Annotated in this window: 16 protein-coding genes; 7 read left to right on the top strand and 9 right to left on the bottom strand. The window is 41.6% G+C overall.

The window, feature by feature from the left end; all coding sequences use genetic code 11:
- Nucleotides 1–126: 126 nt before the first annotated feature.
- From der to ndk, 9 genes are all read right to left on the bottom strand, one after another.
- Nucleotides 127–1,590, bottom strand: coding sequence for a ribosome biogenesis GTPase Der (gene der, locus HH219_RS12900; protein ID WP_054204076.1), 1,464 nt, complete (start codon nucleotides 1,588–1,590; stop codon nucleotides 127–129).
- Nucleotides 1,591–1,663: 73 nt separating this feature from the next.
- A complete protein-coding gene (gene bamB, locus HH219_RS12895) occupies nucleotides 1,664–2,842 on the bottom strand; it encodes an outer membrane protein assembly factor BamB (RefSeq protein WP_169327692.1) in 1,179 nt (392 codons plus the stop codon).
- A 10-nt stretch (nucleotides 2,843–2,852) separates the two neighbouring features.
- Nucleotides 2,853–3,473: a tetratricopeptide repeat protein gene (locus HH219_RS12890; RefSeq protein WP_054204078.1), complete on the bottom strand. Its 621-nt coding sequence runs from the start codon at nucleotides 3,471–3,473 to the stop codon at nucleotides 2,853–2,855.
- An 18-nt stretch (nucleotides 3,474–3,491) separates the two neighbouring features.
- Entirely contained in the window at nucleotides 3,492–4,772 is a 1,281-nt protein-coding gene (gene hisS, locus HH219_RS12885) for a histidine--tRNA ligase (protein WP_054204079.1), read from the bottom strand.
- 127 nt (nucleotides 4,773–4,899) lie between these two features.
- Nucleotides 4,900–6,018 (bottom strand): flavodoxin-dependent (E)-4-hydroxy-3-methylbut-2-enyl-diphosphate synthase, encoded by a 1,119-nt coding sequence (gene ispG / locus HH219_RS12880; RefSeq protein ID WP_054204080.1) that lies wholly within the window; start codon nucleotides 6,016–6,018, stop codon nucleotides 4,900–4,902.
- Nucleotides 6,019–6,023: 5 nt separating this feature from the next.
- Complete coding sequence (locus HH219_RS12875) at nucleotides 6,024–6,932, bottom strand: RodZ domain-containing protein (protein ID WP_169327691.1); 909 nt, start codon at nucleotides 6,930–6,932, stop codon at nucleotides 6,024–6,026.
- The gene (pilW, locus tag HH219_RS12870) at nucleotides 6,929–9,004 is read right to left on the bottom strand and encodes a type IV pilus biogenesis/stability protein PilW (protein ID WP_169327690.1); all 2,076 of its coding nucleotides are present in this window, start codon (nucleotides 9,002–9,004) and stop codon (nucleotides 6,929–6,931) included. The genes HH219_RS12875 and pilW overlap by 4 nt, the downstream gene beginning before the upstream one ends.
- Nucleotides 9,005–9,112: 108 nt before the next feature.
- On the bottom strand, nucleotides 9,113–10,246 hold the full coding sequence (locus HH219_RS12865; RefSeq protein WP_054204083.1) for a bifunctional tRNA (adenosine(37)-C2)-methyltransferase TrmG/ribosomal RNA large subunit methyltransferase RlmN: 1,134 nt from the start codon (nucleotides 10,244–10,246) through the stop codon (nucleotides 9,113–9,115).
- 185 nt (nucleotides 10,247–10,431) lie between these two features.
- Entirely contained in the window at nucleotides 10,432–10,863 is a 432-nt protein-coding gene (gene ndk, locus HH219_RS12860; RefSeq protein ID WP_054204084.1) for a nucleoside-diphosphate kinase, read from the bottom strand.
- A gap of 298 nt (nucleotides 10,864–11,161) precedes the next feature.
- Here ndk and HH219_RS12855 point away from each other — a divergent pair, with 298 nt between their 5' ends.
- The 7 genes from HH219_RS12855 to HH219_RS12825 all read left to right on the top strand — a co-directional run bounded on the left by HH219_RS12855 (nucleotide 11,162) and on the right by HH219_RS12825 (nucleotide 19,519).
- Nucleotides 11,162–11,749 carry a hypothetical protein gene (locus tag HH219_RS12855; RefSeq protein ID WP_169327689.1) on the top strand — a complete coding sequence of 196 codons (588 nt, stop codon included), beginning with the start codon at nucleotides 11,162–11,164 and terminating at the stop codon, nucleotides 11,747–11,749.
- Between the two features lie 215 nt (nucleotides 11,750–11,964).
- Nucleotides 11,965–13,365, top strand: coding sequence for a tRNA 5-hydroxyuridine modification protein YegQ (yegQ, locus tag HH219_RS12850; protein ID WP_169327697.1), 1,401 nt, complete (start codon nucleotides 11,965–11,967; stop codon nucleotides 13,363–13,365).
- A gap of 3 nt (nucleotides 13,366–13,368) precedes the next feature.
- On the top strand, nucleotides 13,369–13,614 hold the full coding sequence (locus tag HH219_RS12845; protein WP_169327688.1) for a YfhL family 4Fe-4S dicluster ferredoxin: 246 nt from the start codon (nucleotides 13,369–13,371) through the stop codon (nucleotides 13,612–13,614).
- 137 nt (nucleotides 13,615–13,751) lie between these two features.
- Nucleotides 13,752–14,675 carry a restriction endonuclease gene (locus tag HH219_RS12840; RefSeq protein WP_169327687.1) on the top strand — a complete coding sequence of 308 codons (924 nt, stop codon included), beginning with the start codon at nucleotides 13,752–13,754 and terminating at the stop codon, nucleotides 14,673–14,675.
- Between the two features lie 60 nt (nucleotides 14,676–14,735).
- Nucleotides 14,736–16,307, top strand: coding sequence for a type I restriction-modification system subunit M (locus HH219_RS12835; RefSeq protein ID WP_169327686.1), 1,572 nt, complete (start codon nucleotides 14,736–14,738; stop codon nucleotides 16,305–16,307).
- Entirely contained in the window at nucleotides 16,304–17,515 is a 1,212-nt protein-coding gene (locus HH219_RS12830; RefSeq protein WP_169327685.1) for a restriction endonuclease subunit S, read from the top strand. The genes HH219_RS12835 and HH219_RS12830 overlap by 4 nt, the downstream gene beginning before the upstream one ends.
- Nucleotides 17,516–17,521: 6 nt before the next feature.
- Nucleotides 17,522–19,519 carry an RNA-binding domain-containing protein gene (locus HH219_RS12825; RefSeq protein ID WP_169327684.1) on the top strand — a complete coding sequence of 666 codons (1,998 nt, stop codon included), beginning with the start codon at nucleotides 17,522–17,524 and terminating at the stop codon, nucleotides 19,517–19,519.
- Nucleotides 19,520–19,551: the final 32 nt, after the last annotated feature.

The following is a 19,551-nucleotide window of genomic DNA, read 5'->3' as shown; positions in this document are numbered from 1 at the left end:
CAGCTTACAGCTTACAGCTTACAGCTTACAGCTTACAGCTTACAGCTTACAGCTTACAGCTTACAGCTTACAGCTTACAGCTTACAGCTTACAGCTTACAGCTTACAGCTTACAGCTTACAGCTTACTATTTATTGCGGTTTTCTTTACTAAACGCGCGGATCTTACGTTTTTGCGAAAGCGTTACTTTATTAGTACGTCCTGCAAATGGGTTTTCGCCTTCTCTAAATTCAATTTTGATTGGCGTGCCCATAATTTTTAGTGCTTTACGGTAGTAGTTCATCAGGTAGCGTTTATAGCTATCAGGTAAATCATGTACTTGGTTACCGTGGATCACAATACGTGGCGGATTATAACCACCTGCATGGGCATATTTAAGCTTCACACGACGACCACGAACAAGCGGAGGCTGGTGATCGGCTTGTGCCATATCCATGATACGACGTAGCATAGCGGTGCTGATACGTTTAGTTGCTGAGGCATAAGCTTCGTCAATTGACTCAAATAAATGGCCAACCCCCGTACCATGCAAAGCAGAGATAAAGTGTAAGCGTGCGAAGTCAATAAAGCCTAAACGACGATCAAGCTCAGATTTGATACGGTCTTTGACGTAGTCATCCAGACCATCCCATTTATTCACGGCAATAACCAGTGAACGACCAGAGTTTAAAGCAAAGCCAAGTAAGCTTAAATCTTGATCAGAAATACCGTCACGCGCATCAACAACCAATAACACGACGTTACAATCTTCGATTGCTTGTAGTGTTTTGATCACTGAGAACTTTTCAACGACATCACTTACTTTTTTACGTTTACGAACACCAGCGGTATCGATTAATACGTACTCTTTTTCATTGCGCGTCATTGGAATGTAAATAGAGTCGCGTGTTGTGCCTGGCATATCATAAACAATAACCCGCTCTTCGCCCAATATACGGTTAGTTAGCGTTGACTTACCAACATTAGGGCGACCAATGATAGCCAATTTCACTGGCTTATCAGCAAACGCTTCTTGCTCAATCTCTTCGCCATCTTCAGCGTATAAATCTACAAGTTCTTCGTCATCACCAGTGCCATCATCATTTAATGCTGATAACTCAGCGATCACGGGCTGCAAAGTTTGCTCAAGTAACAAAGTGATACCGCGGCCATGTGCTGCAGCAATATGGTGTACTTCGCCTAACGATAATTGATAAAACTCAGCGCAGTTTGAATCGGCATCAATACCATCGGTTTTGTTGGCAACAACAAAGCTTTTCTTCTCTTGTTTGCGTAAATGGTTTGCAATGGCTTGATCAGCCACCGTCATACCTACGCGCGCATCAACTAAGAATAATACGATGTCAGCTTCTTCAATCGCGAGTAGCGATTGATCAGCCATCTCGATTTCAATGCCTTTTTCTGAGCCATCGATACCACCCGTGTCTACCACGATAAATTCATAGCCATCGTAATTAGCTTGGCCATATTTTCTATCTCGTGTAAGGCCCGGGAAATCGGCAACGAGTGCGTCACGAGTACGTGTTAAACGGTTAAATAATGTGGATTTGCCCACATTGGGTCGCCCAACTAGAGCGATCACGGGAAGCATAAACTACCTCTTAAAAAAACAACAAAGGCTTCGCAGTGCGAAGCCTTAAAAAAATACATTTAGTATTAGTAAGTTAGTTCGGAATTTTTACCGCACTTACTTCACCATCTCGGGTGTATAAAATCAGTTTGTCGTCCGCAACAACTGGCTCAACAAAGAAACCTGAACTGTCGAAGTCTTCACGCGATACAAGCTCGCCTGACTCTTTATTTAGCCAATGTAAGTAACCTTCTTGGTCGCCTAATGCTAAATAATTTCCTGCTACCGCAGGCCCTGTTAAATACCAACCACGAAGGGCCGGTTGACTCCAGCGTTCAATGCCAGAGCTTTTATCAAGTGCATATACAACGCCGTCACTATCTACTACATAGATAGTTTGTCCATCCATAGACATCTCACGGTAACTGCTGTATTCACGTTTCCATACAACGTTACCTGAGCGAATATCAACAGCGGCTAAATTACCATTATAGGCAATAGCATACGCGTAAGGTCCGCTGATCAGTGGTTGTGTGTCAACATCAACTAGGCGTTCAAACTCTGATGAGCCTTTTGCTGTCGCTATTTCAGAACTCCATGCCGAGTAACCGCTTTCAGAAATAAATACACTTAGTTTGCCTGTTTCAAGGCCAACTAATACACCACCGTTAGCAACGGTTGGTGAGCTTTGCCCACGTAATGTTAGTGCTGGTACTTCTTGCTCATGACTCCAGCGCTCTTCGCCAGTATCAGGGTGTAGGGCAAGTAATTTACCAGAACCTAAATTAACAAAAATAAGGCCATCGCCTGCCGCTGGTTTAGATAATACTTCACCAGGGACTGTTTTACGCCAAACAATTTCACCTGTTTCACGGTCAAGCGCTGTTAAATAGCCGTGCTCAGAGCCGATAAATATTTTGCCATAAGCTTGTAAAATACCACCAGAGAGTTTTGCACTGATGTCACTTTCCCATGGCCAAAATGTTGTATTTTCACGTACGTCAGTTTGCCAAATAGTATCACCATTAACCAGTGATAGAGCTTCGACTTCACCTTCACGGTTTGCTACAAAAACACGATCATTGTAAACGGCTGGCGTAAGACGAGAAAAATAATGTTCTACACCATCGCCAATACTTTCTTGCCACACTACGTCGGTTTCAAATTGATTAACGATTTCAGGTAATACGAGTTCTTCTTCGTCATCGCTAGATGAGCAACCCATTAGGGTAGCCATACATAAAGCGATACTTGCTGCTGTTAATTTTTTCATGGTAACCCCTTTATGCCGCTGGGCTAGTTACTGCCAAGTCATCAAGTTTGATTTGCAATAATGGGTTATTCTCAAGGCCACCTGCATCTGCGGCACTTTGATACGCCGTACGAGCTTGCTCTTGTTTACCTTGAGCTGTGTAAACATCACCTTGTAACTCAGCCACTGCAGCTGCAAATGCAGGCGATAGTGTGGTATTTAATGTTGTTAATGCTTGGTCATATTGCTGTTGTGCAATTTGAACTCGTGCTAAACGTGTCGTCGCAGTTGCTTTTAAGTCGCTATTAGCAACGTTGCTGATAATCCAGTTTAATTTTTCGCTGGCAACATCTAATTTATCTTGTTCAACGGCTTCTTTTGCAGCAACAAAAGCGGCAAGTACGCTGTAGTTAGTATCTTTATTATCAGCGATAAACTGATCAGCAGCACCAAGAACTTCGCCACCTTCAACTAGTTGAGTGTAGGCATCTGATGCGGATTCAGCCGTGGTTAGTTGATTCTGGTTATAGGCTTTCCAGCCATACAAACCACCTAAACCAACAATTACGCCAAGCGCAAGTGATAGGCCATTTTCACGGAAAAAGCGCTTAATTGCTTCAGCTTGTTGTTCTTCTGTTGAATAAATATCCATTCTTACCTCTTATACTATTTAGCTTTGCACAAGCTCAGCTAACAGCGTTTTAATTTGTTCTAATTCTAATGTGACTTGCTCTTTACGTTCTCGTAAATATTTAACAGTCACAACGCCTTGTTCTAATTCGTCATCGCCAATGATCAGTGCAACCACTGCATCACTTTTATCGGCACGTTTTAATTGCTTTTTAAAGTTACCACCACCTGCGTGAACCATAACTCGCAGGCCAGGTACTTCAGCACGTAATTTAGCCGCAATAAGTGGCGCTTGAATACTTGCTTTATCGCCCATTGCCGCCAAATATACATCAGCATTACGGCGAATGTCACCAACACATTCTAAAGCTTGTAACAATAGTACTAAACGCTCAAGTCCCATAGCAAAGCCCACAGCAGGAGTGGCTTTACCGCCAAGCTGTTCAACTAAACCATCGTAACGCCCACCGGCACATACAGTACCTTGTGCACCTAGGCTGTCTGTTACCCACTCAAAAACAGTGCGGTTATAGTAATCAAGGCCGCGTACGAGCTTTTCATTAACCGTGTATATGACGCCAGCTGCGTCTAAACGTTCACATAAATTTTCAAAATGTGCTTTTGATTCAGCATCTAAGTGCTCAGACAGTTTAGGCGCATCAGTTAAGATGGCTTGTACGTCTGGGTTTTTACTATCAAGTACACGCAAAGGGTTTGAATGCATACGACGTTTTGAGTCTTCATCGAGTACATCAATATGTTGCTCTAAATAAGCAACTAATGCATCACGGTAATCAGCGCGCGCTTCATTCGAACCTAAAGAATTAAGCTCTAAACGAACGTGTTCATTAATACCAAATGCTTGCCATAATTGTGCAGTTAGTAATATCACTTCTGCATCAATATCAGCACTGGCAATACCAAACGTTTCTAAACCAAACTGATGAAATTGACGATAACGGCCTTTTTGCGGACGCTCATGACGAAACATTGGGCCCATATACCAAAGGCGTTGCTCTTGGTTATACAGTAAACCGTTTTGGTTACCTGCACGAACACACACTGCTGTACCTTCAGGGCGCAAGGTTAGTAAGTCGCCATTACGATCTGCAAAGGTATACATTTCTTTTTCTACAATATCGGTTACTTCACCAATAGAGCGCTTAAAAAGATCGGTTGATTCTACAATTGGAAAACGAATTTCTTGATAACCGAACGATGCTACCGTCTCGCGTAAAATGTTTTCTACTTTCTGCCAAACTTGTGTATCGCCCGGCAGACAATCGTTCATACCGCGAACTGCCTGAATTTGTTTTGCCACTGATAAATCCTAAAAACTGTTTTTGTGTAATAAATAAAAGACTACACAACAAGAATGCTAAAAATTGACCCGCCATTATAGCTGGCATGCGTGCGGCAAACCACCCAGTTTGCCGACTATATTGACTTTATTCGACGATTTTTATGTCAATTGGGGTCTGTTTTTCTTTTTCGGCGATAAAGTCACGTACATAACCTTCGAGCTGATCAACAATATTGTTGTTATCAATGCGGGCTTTTTGGCGCTCACCATTGATATAAAGGCCTGAACGGCGGTTTGCACCGGCTAAACCAATGTCACTGACAAGTGCTTCACCTGGGCCATTTACTACGCAACCAATGACCGACACCGACACCGGCTCGATGATATCTTCCAAGCGTTCTTCAAGTGCATTCATGGTGCTAACCACATCAAACTCTTGGCGAGAACAGCTTGGGCACGCAATAAAATTAATCCCACGAGAACGAATTCGTAATGATTTTAGAATATCAAAACCGACTTTGATTTCTTGCACAGGATCAGCCGCCAAGGAGACACGTAAAGTATCGCCAATGCCCTCGGCAAGTAACATACCTAAGCCAACTGCAGACTTAACTGAGCCAGAACGCATGCCGCCAGCTTCTGTAATACCAAGATGTAAAGGTTGGTCAATTTCTTTCGCGAGCAGGCGGTATGCGCCAACCGCTAAAAATACGTCAGAGGCCTTTACTGATATTTTAAATTGGTCGAAATCGAGGCGGCGCAAAATATTCACATGGCGCATGGCTGATTCAAGCAAAGCCTCTGGTGTAGGCTCGCCATATTTTTCTTGCAAATCGCGCTCTAACGAGCCGCCATTAACACCAATACGAATGGGAATATTGTGCTCACGAGCAGAGTCAACGACCGCACGAATACGTTCTTCGCTGCCGATATTGCCCGGATTAATACGCAGGCAATCTACACCATATTTCGCTACTTTGAGCGCAATACGGTAGTCAAAATGAATGTCTGCGACAAGCGGGATAGTTACTTGCTCTTTTATACTTCTAAATGCGTCGGCCGCATCCATGGTTGGCACAGATACGCGCACAATATCTGCGCCTGCATCTTGAATTGCCTGAATTTGTGCAACGGTTGCATCAACATCCATAGTATCGGTGTTGGTCATTGACTGCACGGCAATCGGGGCACCATCACCTATAGGTACATTACCTACATTTATACGCGTTGACTTTCTGCGTTTGATTGGAGATTCTGAAAACATAGCGACTACTCTGCTAGTGGTAAATTAAATTTGGCTAAACGGTTTTGTGGAAAATGTGATATATCAATAGCATCACCGTCTAATGTGATATCAATAACTTGGTGTTTGCCCAAGACGACAGAAAAAGGTGGTTTTCCTGATACCGTCATCACATAACCTGCTTTTTTCACACCAAAGGCGACTTTATCGCCTTCACCGTCGTGTATTTCTACCCAACTCTCTTGATTAAAGCGCATAACAATTGTGCTTAAAGCGTTTTCTTTATCAGCTGTCGCTGTTTGCGTCGCTTTGCTACTTGGAAACGATACTTGTGATGCCGAAAGTCTCATTTGTTCTATTTTAGTGCGTTTTTCGTCATCTGGTAAAACGCTGCCATCATTAGCGTCATCGGCTGTAAAATCAGCATTGGTAATATCACGTTCTTTAAGTTCAGTTGTGTTTTTTGGTACTTGGTTTTCTTCATCACTACCGAGTGTATTATTTAATAATGGTGTAACCACTGACTCTTTGATGGGAGTGGCATTTTGCCACCACCAAAGTGCAGAAGAACCAATAACAATGGCTAAAATTGCATAGCTAACCAGCATTAGACGGCTATCGTTTGCTTCTTTTTCTGTGCGTTTTGAAAAACTTTGCATATTGCTTTTTTTAAGCACTTCGGGTTGTTCAGGAAACAAATTCATCACTGCTGTTTTATCTAAATTAAATTCACGGCAGTAGCTTTTTGCATACCCTTTAGTAAAGGTTGCAGGGCCAAGAAGAAGATGGTCGTCGTTTTCCAAGTGCTGCAATTGCAATACGGATAATTTTAATTTATTTGCTAGCTCTTCACGGCTAACATTGGCCTGCTCTCGGGCATTTTTTAAAGTCTGACCAAGAGTGATCGGCGTTGATTCAGTATTTTCATCATTCATAAAGCGTATGATTCAGGATCCACTAGTAACAGTCTATGCCCAGGTTTAAGTGCAACATCCGGGCTTAATTTATTCCATCGCATTAACTGATCAATTAATAAACGACGCTCAGTGGCAATACTGTATAAGGTATCACCAGTGTTAATTTTGTAATAAATATTGGGGTCATTGAGGTAAATATTAGTCCCATTGGCCACCCGATCAGATTCTCTTAGACCATTCCATTGGAGTAACTTTTGTAGTTTAACATTGTATCGTACAGAAATGCTAAATAGGTTTTCACCATCTTGTAGAACATGGTAAGGAGTTGTTAGTTGGGGGACGCGAGAGTTGAGCATAGGTGCTTGATTGTATTGCTCAGTGCCAGAGAAGCGTACTTCAGGTTGATTGCTATAACGTTCATTTTGCCCTGCAAATACAGCTTCATTACGCTGCGGTTGATAAAATACCACCTTTTCATCTTCACTCAATTCACTTGAAAACTGAACTTGGTTGGTTGGTGCAGCTTGGCTTGAGTTGTTGTTCGTGTTGTTGTTATTGGTACTGGGTGCGCCAAAAGAAACAATTTTAATGCCATCTTTAGAGGGCGTTTCTTTTTTTGTAACAGGCTTGGTATCGACACTTACAACAGTAGGGACATTTTTATTTACTACTGGCTGTGTTATTTGTTGATTAGCGGCTAAATGCACCGTTGGCACCGCTAATGTTGGCTCAGGTGCTTTCTCAACAATCACGTCTGGTATTATTACAGAACTAGCTGTGTGTTCTATTGGCGTATCAGGTGTCTCATTTTTGTCTGGTGTTAAGGCTAATGCAAACATGACAGCAGCGGCATCATTATTTTTTTGTACTTGTTTAACAACCTGCGTTGGTGGCGTCACTATTGCAGGCTGCTCTTCGGTTACATTGGTTTCTATAATCGCCAATGCTGCTAGTACAGCACCTGTATCAACTGGAGGGCTGCTAATATTAACCGGTTGCTTGGTAATTGTTTCAGTAGACTGCAGCTCAACTTCCGTAACAGGCTCGGCCTTTGTGGGCTCTGCAGGCACAGTTAATAAAGCAGAATTTAAGTCATTAGAACTTGCTCGTACAACGTCATTTTTTTGCGTTGTTACAGAGTCAATACTTGTTGGCTTATTGATTGCCTGCGCCGCTGTGGTTTTTGGCGGCGCTTTTTTCTTTTTTACAATGCGCATTTTTGGCGCTGAGTTAAAAGTGCCACTTGGGCTATTTTCTTTTAACTCGTCTAATTTTGCTTGTCGATATTGTAAGCGCAATATTTCAAATTCACTGTGTTTGATTCGTTGTTCACGAATAAGCACCGCTTCATTTGTTGTAGGGTAGGTTTGCAGTATCGTTGCGGCAGTGGTTTCAGCTTTTTCGATATGCCCCATACGTTGTTCTATCAAATAACTTAAAAACAACGATCGAGACGATATTTGCCCTGAATTTTCATAACGTTCAAGGAGTGCTTGTGCTTTATGTAAGTCACTTTTGGCATAATATAAAGCAGCTAAACTAATGAGTGACGATGCACGCATTGAACTATGTTTTATCGCTGATATGAAATACTTCTCGGCATTATCAAAATCGTCAAATTCGATTGCACATAATGCTAAGTTTTCATAACTTTCAGCAACCCGAATATAGCTCGGGATCGAAATTGCTTTAAGTAATTGCTCTGTGGCGCGGTCATATTCATCAATGCCACACAAAAATACACCATAGTTATTACGTGTATTTGGATCATCAGGGTTTATTTCAAGTGCTTTTTGGTAGGATTTATCAGCAAGTATATTCTCACCGACTTGCTGGTAGTAATAAGCAAATGAATAGTGTACTTCGGGTAAGTTTGGCGCGAAAGATGCGGCTCGCTCGAGGTTATACTTTGCTTGTGAATTATTACCAGTATTTAAATATTGAAGAGCAAGAGCGATACGCGTGCGTGCTGCACCGACATTGTTGATTTTATTTTCGACAACGGGTTTGTCATTGCCATCATAACTATTCTCAGTCACACAGCCTGTTAGAGCAAGTACGCTGACAGTTAAAGCAAGTAAGGATCGCATTTCCTAATCTCTTTATTATTATCCATATATTGTGCCTATCTTACCTAAAAGCACTCGTGTTGCATCAATTATTTACTCAACACAGGTGCTTTTGGTTTTTTAGATAAGTTAAGCTTGGTGAATATTCACCGAAATAGCATTATCGTCACGCATTTTCTTTTTCGCTAAACGTTTAGTACGGTCAACAACATCACCCACTAATTGGCCGCAGGCTGCATCAATGTCGTCACCACGAGTACGACGGACAATACAGGTAATACCCGCTGCTTGTAACACTTTTGAAAAGCGATCAATACGGCTATTACTTGAGCGTGTATATTCGTTACCCGGGAATGGGTTAAACGGAATAAGGTTCACTTTAGACGGGGTGCCTTTTAGCGTTTTAACTAACTCATGAGCTTGATCTGTGCTGTCATTAATACCGTTTAGCATTACATACTCAATGGTTACGTCTTTATTAGCTTTAGATCCATCAATGTAACGACGACATGCAGCTAAAAACTCTTCAATCGGGTATTTTTTATTGATTGGCACTAAAATATCACGCAACGCGTTATCAGGCGCATGCAGAGAAATTGCCAATGCAACGTCGATTTTTTCTTTTAATAAATCAAGTGCAGGTACAACACCAGACGTACTTAACGTAACGCGGCGCTTAGATAAACCAAAGCCCCAATCGTCCATCATTAATTCCATTGCTGGCACAACGTTTTTAAGATTAAGTAATGGCTCACCCATACCCATCATTACGACGTTAGTGACAGGGCGTTTTTCACTATGACCATCAAGGCCAATATCTTTAGCAACGCGCCAAACTTGGCCAATGATCTCAGATACTTTTAAGTTACGGTTAAAGCCTTGTTGTGCAGTAGAGCAGAACGTACATTCAAGCGCACAACCTACCTGTGAAGATACACATAAAGTTGCGCGTTCTTTTTCAGGGATCCAAACAGCTTCAACTTCTTGGCCGCCTTCAAGTATAAGCGCATACTTAATCGTGCCGTCACTAGCTTGCTGGCGTACAGTGATCTCAGGTGCAACAATTTCGCATTCAGCTTTAAGTTTTTCTTTTAGCTTTTTGTTTACGTTGCTCATGTCGTCAAAGTTATCAACGCCAAAATGATAAATCCATTTCATCACCTGGTCACTACGAAACGGTTTTTCACCGAACGATGCAAATAGTTCGCGCATTGCTTCTCGGTTTAAATCTAATAAATTAATCTTTTTTTGCTCGGTGGTCATGAAACAACCTTAATCAGTGACGGTGGTGATAAAAATTTACAAGGGCGAATTGTACACAATTCACACACTTTAATCATTAAGTAAAACATCATAAATAGAGTGTTTAATACTTTACATAATGACTAAAAAAGGGCTCGAAAGCCCTTTTCATACTTTGCATCACAGGGTTAGCTGTGAAACTCGAATTAACGAGTACGTGGGCAAAGCTCTTCGTCAGCGAAGAAATACGCGATTTCGCGAGCAGCAGATTCAACAGCATCAGAACCGTGAACAGCATTTTCGTCGATGCTATCAGCGTAGTCTGCACGTAAAGTGCCAGCTAGTGCTTCAGCAGGGTTAGTAGCACCCATGATTTCGCGATTTTTAAGAACAGCGTTTTCGCCTTCAAGAACTGTAACCATTACTGGACCAGATGTCATGAAAGATACTAAAGCACCAAAGAAAGGACGCTCGCTGTGCTCTGCGTAGAAACCTTCAGCTTTCTCTTGTGAAAGATGAACCATTTTAGCTGCAACGATTTTAAGGCCAGCAGATTCGAAACGGTTGTAGATAGCGCCAATGTGGTTTTTTGCAACTGCATCAGGTTTTACGATTGAGAAAGTACGCTCTAAAGCCATCTTTATGCTCCAATAATTTTAAGTAAAAGTGTGAATATTAACGGGCGCGAATTATACGCGCTTTAGGAGGTAATGCCTAGTATTATTAAAAACGAGCAAAATGACAATTAGACCGTTTCAAAGAATAGGAGGAAAATGATTTTAGTTTTCTAGGTTGATTTTGATGACGTTTTGTTAATTATTGTTACCTTTTGTGTTGCTTTGTTAATTTTAAGGTGAGTTGTTGCTGGGGGTGAAAATGTACTGTAAGTTTAGCCGTTTTATAGGATTTTTTTCTTACACCAAGGAGATAATAAAAATGAAAAAGTTATTAGTGATTGCGCTGTTAGCCAGCTTTATTACAGCGTGTGGTTCAGACAAGGAGGCTGCATTAGAATGCCCGCCTACAGCGATTGCAATTGATATAAATGACATTAAATTAGCGGTTAATAATGGCCAGTACCAAGCGAATACTTTAATTTCCTACGACAAAATCAACGTATCATTTGAAGCCTCAGGCACCAATGTTTACAGTGCCGGTAACGAATTCGATGAAAACAAAACGTATGCTGAAAATTGCGTAACCTTGCCTGTTGTTATCCCGGCTAATAATAAATTAACCAAGCTTAATGTTTATTCGTCCGCTGACTTTAGTGCTGACTTAACAGCTGGCAGCAGTTTAAACGATGTGTTTAGTGTCATTGAATTTAATATTGAGAACAGCCAAGAAGCGGTTACAGTTACAAAAGTGGAAGAGTTACTGCCCATTATGATGCAAAGGTACTTTAATTTTACACTAAATACAGCGCCTGAATTTGAAAGCAGCCATGTGTTTTATATCGAAATTAGCTTAGACAACGGTAAGCAGTTTTTACTAGAGACCCCTGAGGTTTTACTTTCTAACTAACTGGCACACCTCACTGTATGGTTAACATCTCAGCTGTAAAGGCTCACTTGCTATTGCAGCTGAGATAATTTAAAAAAGAATAAGACGGGTTTGATTGATTCTGATCAACATAAAGCTACCTTAAACGCCATACACTCTCGCGCTTCATTTAATCTCAATTTTCATGCAACTGATTTGCACTCAGTTCGATGTATGGAGCGCGCATGCCGTCAGCTATTTCTACCCCTAATTCATCTACCCCAGATCTTTTTGTGCCTGAGTTGCTATCGCCAGCAGGCAGTTTAAAAAATATGCGTTACGCATTCGCCTACGGTGCAGATGCCGTGTATGCGGGGCAGCCTCGTTACAGTTTACGGGTGCGAAATAATGAATTTGATCTCGATACCCTTAAAACAGGCATTAACGAAGCTCACGCACAAGGTAAAAAGTTTTATGTGGTATCAAACATCGCGCCGCACAACGCTAAAGTTAACTCTTACCTGCGTGATATTGAACCTGTGATAGCTATGAAACCGGATGCGTTGATCATGTCAGATCCTGGTTTAATCATGCTAGTTCGTGACAAGTGGCCCGATATGCCCATTCATCTATCGGTACAAGCGAATGCGGTAAACTTCGCAAGCGTTAAGTTTTGGGCAAAGCAGGGCATAGAACGCGTTATTTTATCGCGCGAATTATCACTTGAAGAAATCAGCGAAATTCGCACACTGTGCCCAGAAACAGAGCTCGAAGTATTTGTACATGGCGCACTATGTATGGCGTATTCAGGGCGTTGCTTGCTCTCGGGTTACATAAACAAGCGGGATCCTAACCAAGGTACTTGCACTAATGCATGTCGTTGGGAGTACGACGTAAAGCCCGGCACTGAGAACGAAACCGGTGAGATGGTACATAAAATTGATCCGAAAGATGTGATCCCGACACTTGGCGAAGGCGCACCGAGCGACGACATTGTGATGCTTGAAGAGCAAGGCCGCCCTGGTGAATATATGCCCGCGTTTGAGGACGAGCACGGCACTTACATCATGAATTCAAAAGATTTACGCGCTGTACAATACGTTGAACAATTAACAAAAATGGGCGTGCACAGCTTAAAAATAGAAGGGCGTACTAAATCATTTTATTACGTAGCCCGCACCGCACAAGTGTACCGCAAAGCCATTGATGATGCCGTGGCAGGTAAACCCTTTGATGCCAACCTATTTAAAACACTTGAGAGTCTAGCACATCGAGGGTATACCGAAGGCTTTTTAAAACGCCACGCTCACCAAGACTACCAAAACTACGAATACGGCCATTCAGTGTCAGACAAACAACAGTTTGTTGGCGAAGTGCTTGGTCGAGATGAGCACGGGTTAGTGCAGATTGATGTGAAGAATAAGTTTTGCGTGGGCCACTCACTGGAGCTAATGACCCCGCTGGGTAACTTTAACTTTACACTGCAAGCGATGCAGAATAAAAAAGGTGAGGCAATTACTGATGCAAAAGGCTCTGGCCACATCGTTAGTATCCTATTACCTGAAAGCATAAACTTAGAGCACGCCATTTTAATGCGCAATCTTGATGAAAACCAAGATACTCGCAATCCGTTTAAAAAAGCCGTGGTTGGTGGCTAAATCATGGCTTTACTAATAAATAATAAATGCATTAACTGCGACATGTGCGATCCAGAGTGCCCTAACGAAGCCATTTACATGGGCGCTAAAATTTACCAAATCGATCCTGCAAAATGCACCGAATGCGTAGGCCACTACGACAAGCCAACTTGTGTGAGCGTGTGCCCAATTGACTGCATAAAGCCCGATCCAGTCCACCGAGAAAGTGTGGATGAACTGGCCGAAAAGTATGTCAGGCTAACGGGGTAATCAAAACGACTGATTGATACAAGCAATCCAACCGACATAACCTTTGCCCGCTAATCTTTATTTGTTATTATCTTGCTTAACAAGAACAATGGATTAGCCATTTAGCCTTAAGCTAACAAGGCTGGCAAAGGAATACGATGTCGTTACCCGATTACCAATCTTTCATGACTCCTCTTTTAGAATGTTTAGCCAATGGGAAAACGGTTAAATTGCGTGATATTGACGCCGACGTTTATCATAAAATTGGGCTATCAACTGAACAACTAAAATTACGTATACCCAACGGTAAGCAAACCTATGCCTATCATCGCTTGGGGTGGGCTAAAACCTATTTGGTGCAAGCGGGTTTAATTGAGCAGCCTAAAAGAGCCTTTTGTAACATTACACAAAAAGGTTTATCAGCATTAGCAACGGGCGAACTAATCAATAACCAGTACTTAAGCCAATACCCTGAGTTTTTAGACTTTAAAACCCGCACTAAAGACACTAGCGACTCACTAGATGAAAACACTACCAGCTTAGTAAATAGCAACTCACACAAAACACCAGAAGAGCTTATAGAAGCCGCAGTAGATACACTCAATACTAACTTGAGCGACGAAATACTACAGGCAGTGCTTTCGGCCTCACCTGCGTTTTTTGAAAACCTTGTAGTCGATTTAATGCTAGCTATGGGTTACGGCGGATCACGTAAAGATGCAGGTCAAGCTACGCAGTATACTCAAGACGGTGGCATTGATGGCGTAATAAAAGAAGATAAACTCGGCCTTGAAATGATATATTTACAGGCTAAGCGCTATACCAATAAAACAGTGGGTAGACCAGACATACAAGCCTTTGCGGGTGCGCTTGATATGCACCGCGCTAAAAAGGGTGTATTCATTACCACCAGCGGCTTTAGTAAAGATGCATTGGAATATGTAGGCTTAATAGAAAAGCGCATAGTGCTGGTAGATGGTAAACAACTTACAGAGCAAATGCTTACTCATAACTTAGGCGTTAGCACTAAACAAGTATTTGAAGTAAAAGCGTTAGATAGCGACTATTTTATTGAAGATTAATAAGTACGCTCGGCGTGCTAGTAGAAGCCTCTACGCGACCAATTAAGAGAACACACAACAATGGTTCAACAACACCAACAAGAATTAAAAAAGCAGCTTTGGAATATTGCTAACAGTTTACGTGGCAACATGTCTGCTGATGACTTCCGCGATTACATACTTGGGCTTATTTTTTATAAATACCTGTCTGATAAGCTTAACACTTATGCCGATCAGCTACTGAGTGAAGACGGTATTGTATTTGCTAAAATTGACGAAACAACAGCAGAAGGCCAAGAGTATTTAGAGGCAGTGCAAGAAGAGGCACTTGATAAGTTAGGCTACTTTTTAAAGCCAGCAGAGCTTTTTCATGTGCTTGCTGAGCGCGGTGCTAACGATAAGTTTATTTTAGACGATGTAACCAATGTACTTAACCATATTGAACAAAGCACCATGGGCGCAGATAGCGCCGATGATTTTAATGGTTTGTTTGACGAGCTAGATTTAACCTCTAACAAGTTAGGTAAAACACCGGATTCGCGAAACAAGTTAATAGCCAAAGTATTAGAGCACCTTGATAACATCGACTTTCACTTAGAAAGTAGCGAAATTGACATACTTGGCGACGCTTACGAATACCTTATTGGCATGTTTGCCAGTGGCGCGGGTAAAAAAGCAGGCGAGTTTTATACGCCGCAAATGGTGTCAAAGTTACTGGCAAAATTAGTAACCTTAAATAACCCGCATATTAAATCGGTTTACGACCCGACCTGTGGCTCGGGCTCATTGTTGTTACGTGTTGCTAAAGAGACTAATAACCCTGATTTAAAATTTTACGGCCAAGAGCAAAACCCAAGTACCTATAACCTAGCGCGTATGAACATGATTATGCACGACGTGCATTACACCAAATTCGACATTCAAAACGACGATACGTTAGAAGTTCCCGCGCACCTTGAACAACGCTTTAGCGCCGTAGTCGCTAACCCACCATTTTCGGCTGACTGGTCTGCCAACCCGCTACACATGAATAACGAACGCTTTGCCGATTACGGTAAGCTAGCACCAAAAGGTAAAGCTGACTTTGCTTTTGTGCAGCACATGATCCACCAGCTTGACGACAACGGCACTATGGCGGTGGTGTTACCGCATGGTGTGCTGTTTCGTGGTGCTGCCGAAGGGCATATACGCAAACACCTTATTAAAGAAAAAAACTACCTTGATATGGTAATAGGCTTACCTGCTAATATATTTTTTGGCACGTCTATTCCTACCTGTGTACTTGTACTTAATAAACATCGTAACGCCGACGACAACGTATTGTTTATAGATGCCAGTAATCATTTTGAAAAAGGCACTAACAACAACGTAATGAGTGAGGAAGACTTACAACGTATTTTAAATGCCGTTAGCAAACGCGGTTTCATTGATAAATATGCCTTTACCGCAACACAAGCAGATTTAGCAGAGAACGACTACAACCTGAATATTCCGCGTTATGTAGATACCTTTGAAGATGAAGAGGTTGTTGATTTGAGTGAAGTTACAAAGCAGTTGATCGCAAATGATAAAGCAATGCTTGAAACAGATAAAACAATCGCTGATTTTTGCGATGAGTTAGGGATTGATAGTCCGTTTGAGGTGTGTGAATGATACCTGCATTAAGGTTTAGCAAATTTAAATCTGAGTATTTACCTAAAACTATTGATGAAATCGCAAAAGTTACTTCCGGCGGCACACCTAGTAGGGCGAAAGCTGATTATTGGAATGGTCATATTCCTTGGGTCACAACTTCACAAATAAATTTTAAGGATATTACTGTTGCAGATGAGTACATTACAGATTTAGGCTTAAAAAAGAGTTCTGCAAAATTATTTCCAAAGGGAACCATACTACTTGCATTATATGGACAGGGGATAACCAGAGGTAGAGTCTCAGTTTTAGAAATAGAAGCTACAACGAACCAAGCATGTGCGGCTATTATTTTGGAGTCAGAAGATGTAAATACAAGATTCACTTTTTACTATTTACAATCTAAGTATGAAGACATCCGAAACCTAGCGAATAATGGTGGGCAAAAAAATCTAAGCGGTGGGTTAGTTAAATGCCTCCCAGTGGTTTTACCTTCAGATGTTATGGAACAAACTAAGGTTGCTGACTTCCTAACCTCTGTAGATACTAAAATCAGCCAGTTAACTGAAAAGCGTCGCTTATTAAAAGACTATAAAAAAGGTGTAATGCAACAAATTTTCAGCCAACAAATCCGCTTTAAAGACGATGATGGAAAAGTTTTTCCTGATTGGAATATGCATAAGTTGATTGATATTGCTGAACCAATAAAACGTAAGGCAGATAGAGTAATTGATAATGTAATGACTATCTCTGCAGGTAAGGGGTTTCTTCATCAAAATGATAGGTTTAGCCAAGTTATTGCAGGTACTAGCTTAAATAAATATATCCATTTAAAACGAGGGGAGTTTGCATATAATCGTGGCAACTCTAAAAGTTATACCTATGGCTGTATTTATAGGTTAGAGGCTGAGGAGGCATTAATTCCTTTTGTATACCGAAGCTTTAAATTATCTAAAGGTGTAGAAGGTTTTTTTGCTCAACTGTTTACGATGAAATATTTGGATAAACAACTAAGAAGATTAATTTCATCATCTGCTCGTATGGATGGACTATTAAATATTGGTGAGAAAGACTTTTATCAGGTTAAAGTTCCTTTCCCATGTATAAAAGAACAACAAAAAATAGCGCGGTGCTTACAATCACTCGATAAAAAAATAGACGCTGTTAACGATCAAATAGAACAAACTAAGCTATTTAAAAAAGGCTTACTACAGCAAATGTTTGTGTGAGAAATAATGACTAATAAAATTAACGACAACTTAATTACGAATGTTATTGATATTCAAACTTTGCAAGAAAGCGTAGAGGTTGAGTGCAAGCTGGCTGGTGGCCGCGATGGCAGTGGCGCAGTGCCTAACGATATGTGGGAAACCTATAGCGCGTTTGCCAATACCCGTGGTGGCTTAATTTTATTGGGCATTAAAGAAAAAAAAGGCACGTTTACAGTTGAGGGTATAACAAACCCAGCGCCGCTAATTAAGAATATTTGGGATACGGTCAATAACCCGAATAAGGTGAGTGTTAATTTACTCAGCGAAAGCGACGTGCGGATTGAAACACTTGAAGGCAAGTCGGTTATTGCGATTACTGTACCTCGCGCCCCGCGCGAAAGCCGCCCTGTATTTATAAATGCGAACCCACTTAATGGCACCTATCAGCGTCGTTACGAGGCCGATCAAAAATGTTTGCCACCGGCAGTAAATAAAATGCTGGCAGAGCAAGAGGAAGTACGCGACAACCGAATTTTAGAGCATTTTACCCTTGACGACATAGACCCCGAAAGCCTGCGCATTTATAGGCAAATGTTTGTTGACACTAAACCACAACACCCTTTTTTAGAATTAAGCGACCAAGAGTTTTTACGCTCAATACGTGGCTGGCAAAAAGACCGCGCAACAGGTAAAGCGGGTTTAACCCTTGCAGGCTTAGTGATGTTTGGTAAGTGGGATGCGATTCAAGATGCATTGCCAAGTTTTGCACTTGATTATCAAGAAAAAGACGACAGCACGCACCGTTGGATAGACCGTATTTACACTGATGGCTCTTGGTCGGGCAATGCCTTTGATTTTTATCGTAAGGTGTATCGTAAGCTCACGGCAGATTTAAAAGTAGGTTTTAACTTAACTGATGACGGTCAACGGCAAGATACCACTCCTGCGCATGAGGCCATTCGTGAAGCACTCGTTAATACATTGGCACATGCAGAGTTTAATACCGAAAGTAATATTTTAATTGAAAAACACCCTGACTTTATCGGCTTTAGAAACGCAGGCTTAATGCGTATACCTGTGCATGAGGCTAAAGCGGGGGGTAACAGCCAGTGCCGAAACCCTGCTATTCATCAAATGTTTTTAAATATTGGTTTAAGCGAAAAAGCAGGCTCAGGTATTCCTAAAATATACAGTAACTGTAAAGCGCAAAACTGGCAGCCCCCACATTTATACGAAAAAGACGAGCTAAACCAAACCTTATTAGAGCTGCGTATGGTAAACATGGTATCGCCAGAGTTACACCAACGCCTTATTGAAACGTATGGTGAAGGTTATAACAAACTAAGCGAGCTGAAACGCACCATTTTAATGACCGCCATTACTGAGTCATGGTTTAACCACGAGCGTATTTGTTCACTCACCTCTGAGCATACAAGAGAAGTGACACTTGCGTTAAGCCAGTTAGTTAATGCAGGGTACTTAGAGTCGGCAGGCCAGCACCGAGGCAAGATATATCATTTAAAAGGGATAGAGGTGCCAACGCCAGACAACGAGGCAGGCAGAAACATTAGCTTTGTATTATCACCTAGTCCGGCAGAATCCCCCTTGATTGGTAGTAAAACAATTAATGAAGTGCCAGACTTAACCGAGCCAGTGCCGGAGTTAGTGCCGGAGCTTAACCCGCCAGTGCCGGAGTTAGTGCCGGAGCTCAATCCGTCAGTGCCGGAGTTCGATTTAAGTGCTTCTAACCTTTGGCTTGAACTCAAAGAAATAGCATCGCCTATTGCAAAAAACTCAGGACGTAAACAAAAGTCTGATGTAGAAAAAGCGATAATTGATTTATGCACTAAGTCTGCTCCTAATTGCTTAAGGCTTAGCGATATAGCGCAGTTGCTTAACATGAATACTGATACATTGAGAAAGCATTACTTACGTGAAATGGTCAAAGAGCAGGTATTGTTTTTGGCATACCCAACAATACCGAATCACCCTGAACAGGGTTATAAGTTACACAAAGATTAACAACAAAGCTGTGAATGTATTACACAAGGCGA

Origin of the sequence: Pseudoalteromonas sp. NEC-BIFX-2020_015, from assembly GCF_012952265.1 — a bacterium.
In the GTDB taxonomy this organism is placed as follows: domain Bacteria; phylum Pseudomonadota; class Gammaproteobacteria; order Enterobacterales; family Alteromonadaceae; genus Pseudoalteromonas; species Pseudoalteromonas neustonica.
Note: the sequence above shows the minus strand (reverse complement) of the source record. Positions and strands in the feature narration are given on the sequence as shown.

Coding starts and splice junctions, on each gene's coding strand:
- der (WP_054204076.1), bottom strand. CDS start 1,590: ATGCTTCCCGTGATCGCTCTAGTTGGGCGACCCAATGTGGGCAAATCC.
- bamB (WP_169327692.1), bottom strand. CDS start 2,842: ATGAAAAAATTAACAGCAGCAAGTATCGCTTTATGTATGGCTACCCTA.
- HH219_RS12890 (WP_054204078.1), bottom strand. CDS start 3,473: ATGGATATTTATTCAACAGAAGAACAACAAGCTGAAGCAATTAAGCGC.
- ispG (WP_054204080.1), bottom strand. CDS start 6,018: ATGTTTTCAGAATCTCCAATCAAACGCAGAAAGTCAACGCGTATAAAT.
- HH219_RS12875 (WP_169327691.1), bottom strand. CDS start 6,932: ATGAATGATGAAAATACTGAATCAACGCCGATCACTCTTGGTCAGACT.
- pilW (WP_169327690.1), bottom strand. CDS start 9,004: ATGCGATCCTTACTTGCTTTAACTGTCAGCGTACTTGCTCTAACAGGC.
- HH219_RS12865 (WP_054204083.1), bottom strand. CDS start 10,246: ATGACCACCGAGCAAAAAAAGATTAATTTATTAGATTTAAACCGAGAA.
- ndk (WP_054204084.1), bottom strand. CDS start 10,863: ATGGCTTTAGAGCGTACTTTCTCAATCGTAAAACCTGATGCAGTTGCA.
- HH219_RS12855 (WP_169327689.1), top strand. CDS start 11,162: ATGAAAAAGTTATTAGTGATTGCGCTGTTAGCCAGCTTTATTACAGCG.
- HH219_RS12845 (WP_169327688.1), top strand. CDS start 13,369: ATGGCTTTACTAATAAATAATAAATGCATTAACTGCGACATGTGCGAT.
- HH219_RS12840 (WP_169327687.1), top strand. CDS start 13,752: ATGTCGTTACCCGATTACCAATCTTTCATGACTCCTCTTTTAGAATGT.
- HH219_RS12835 (WP_169327686.1), top strand. CDS start 14,736: ATGGTTCAACAACACCAACAAGAATTAAAAAAGCAGCTTTGGAATATT.
- HH219_RS12830 (WP_169327685.1), top strand. CDS start 16,304: ATGATACCTGCATTAAGGTTTAGCAAATTTAAATCTGAGTATTTACCT.
- HH219_RS12825 (WP_169327684.1), top strand. CDS start 17,522: ATGACTAATAAAATTAACGACAACTTAATTACGAATGTTATTGATATT.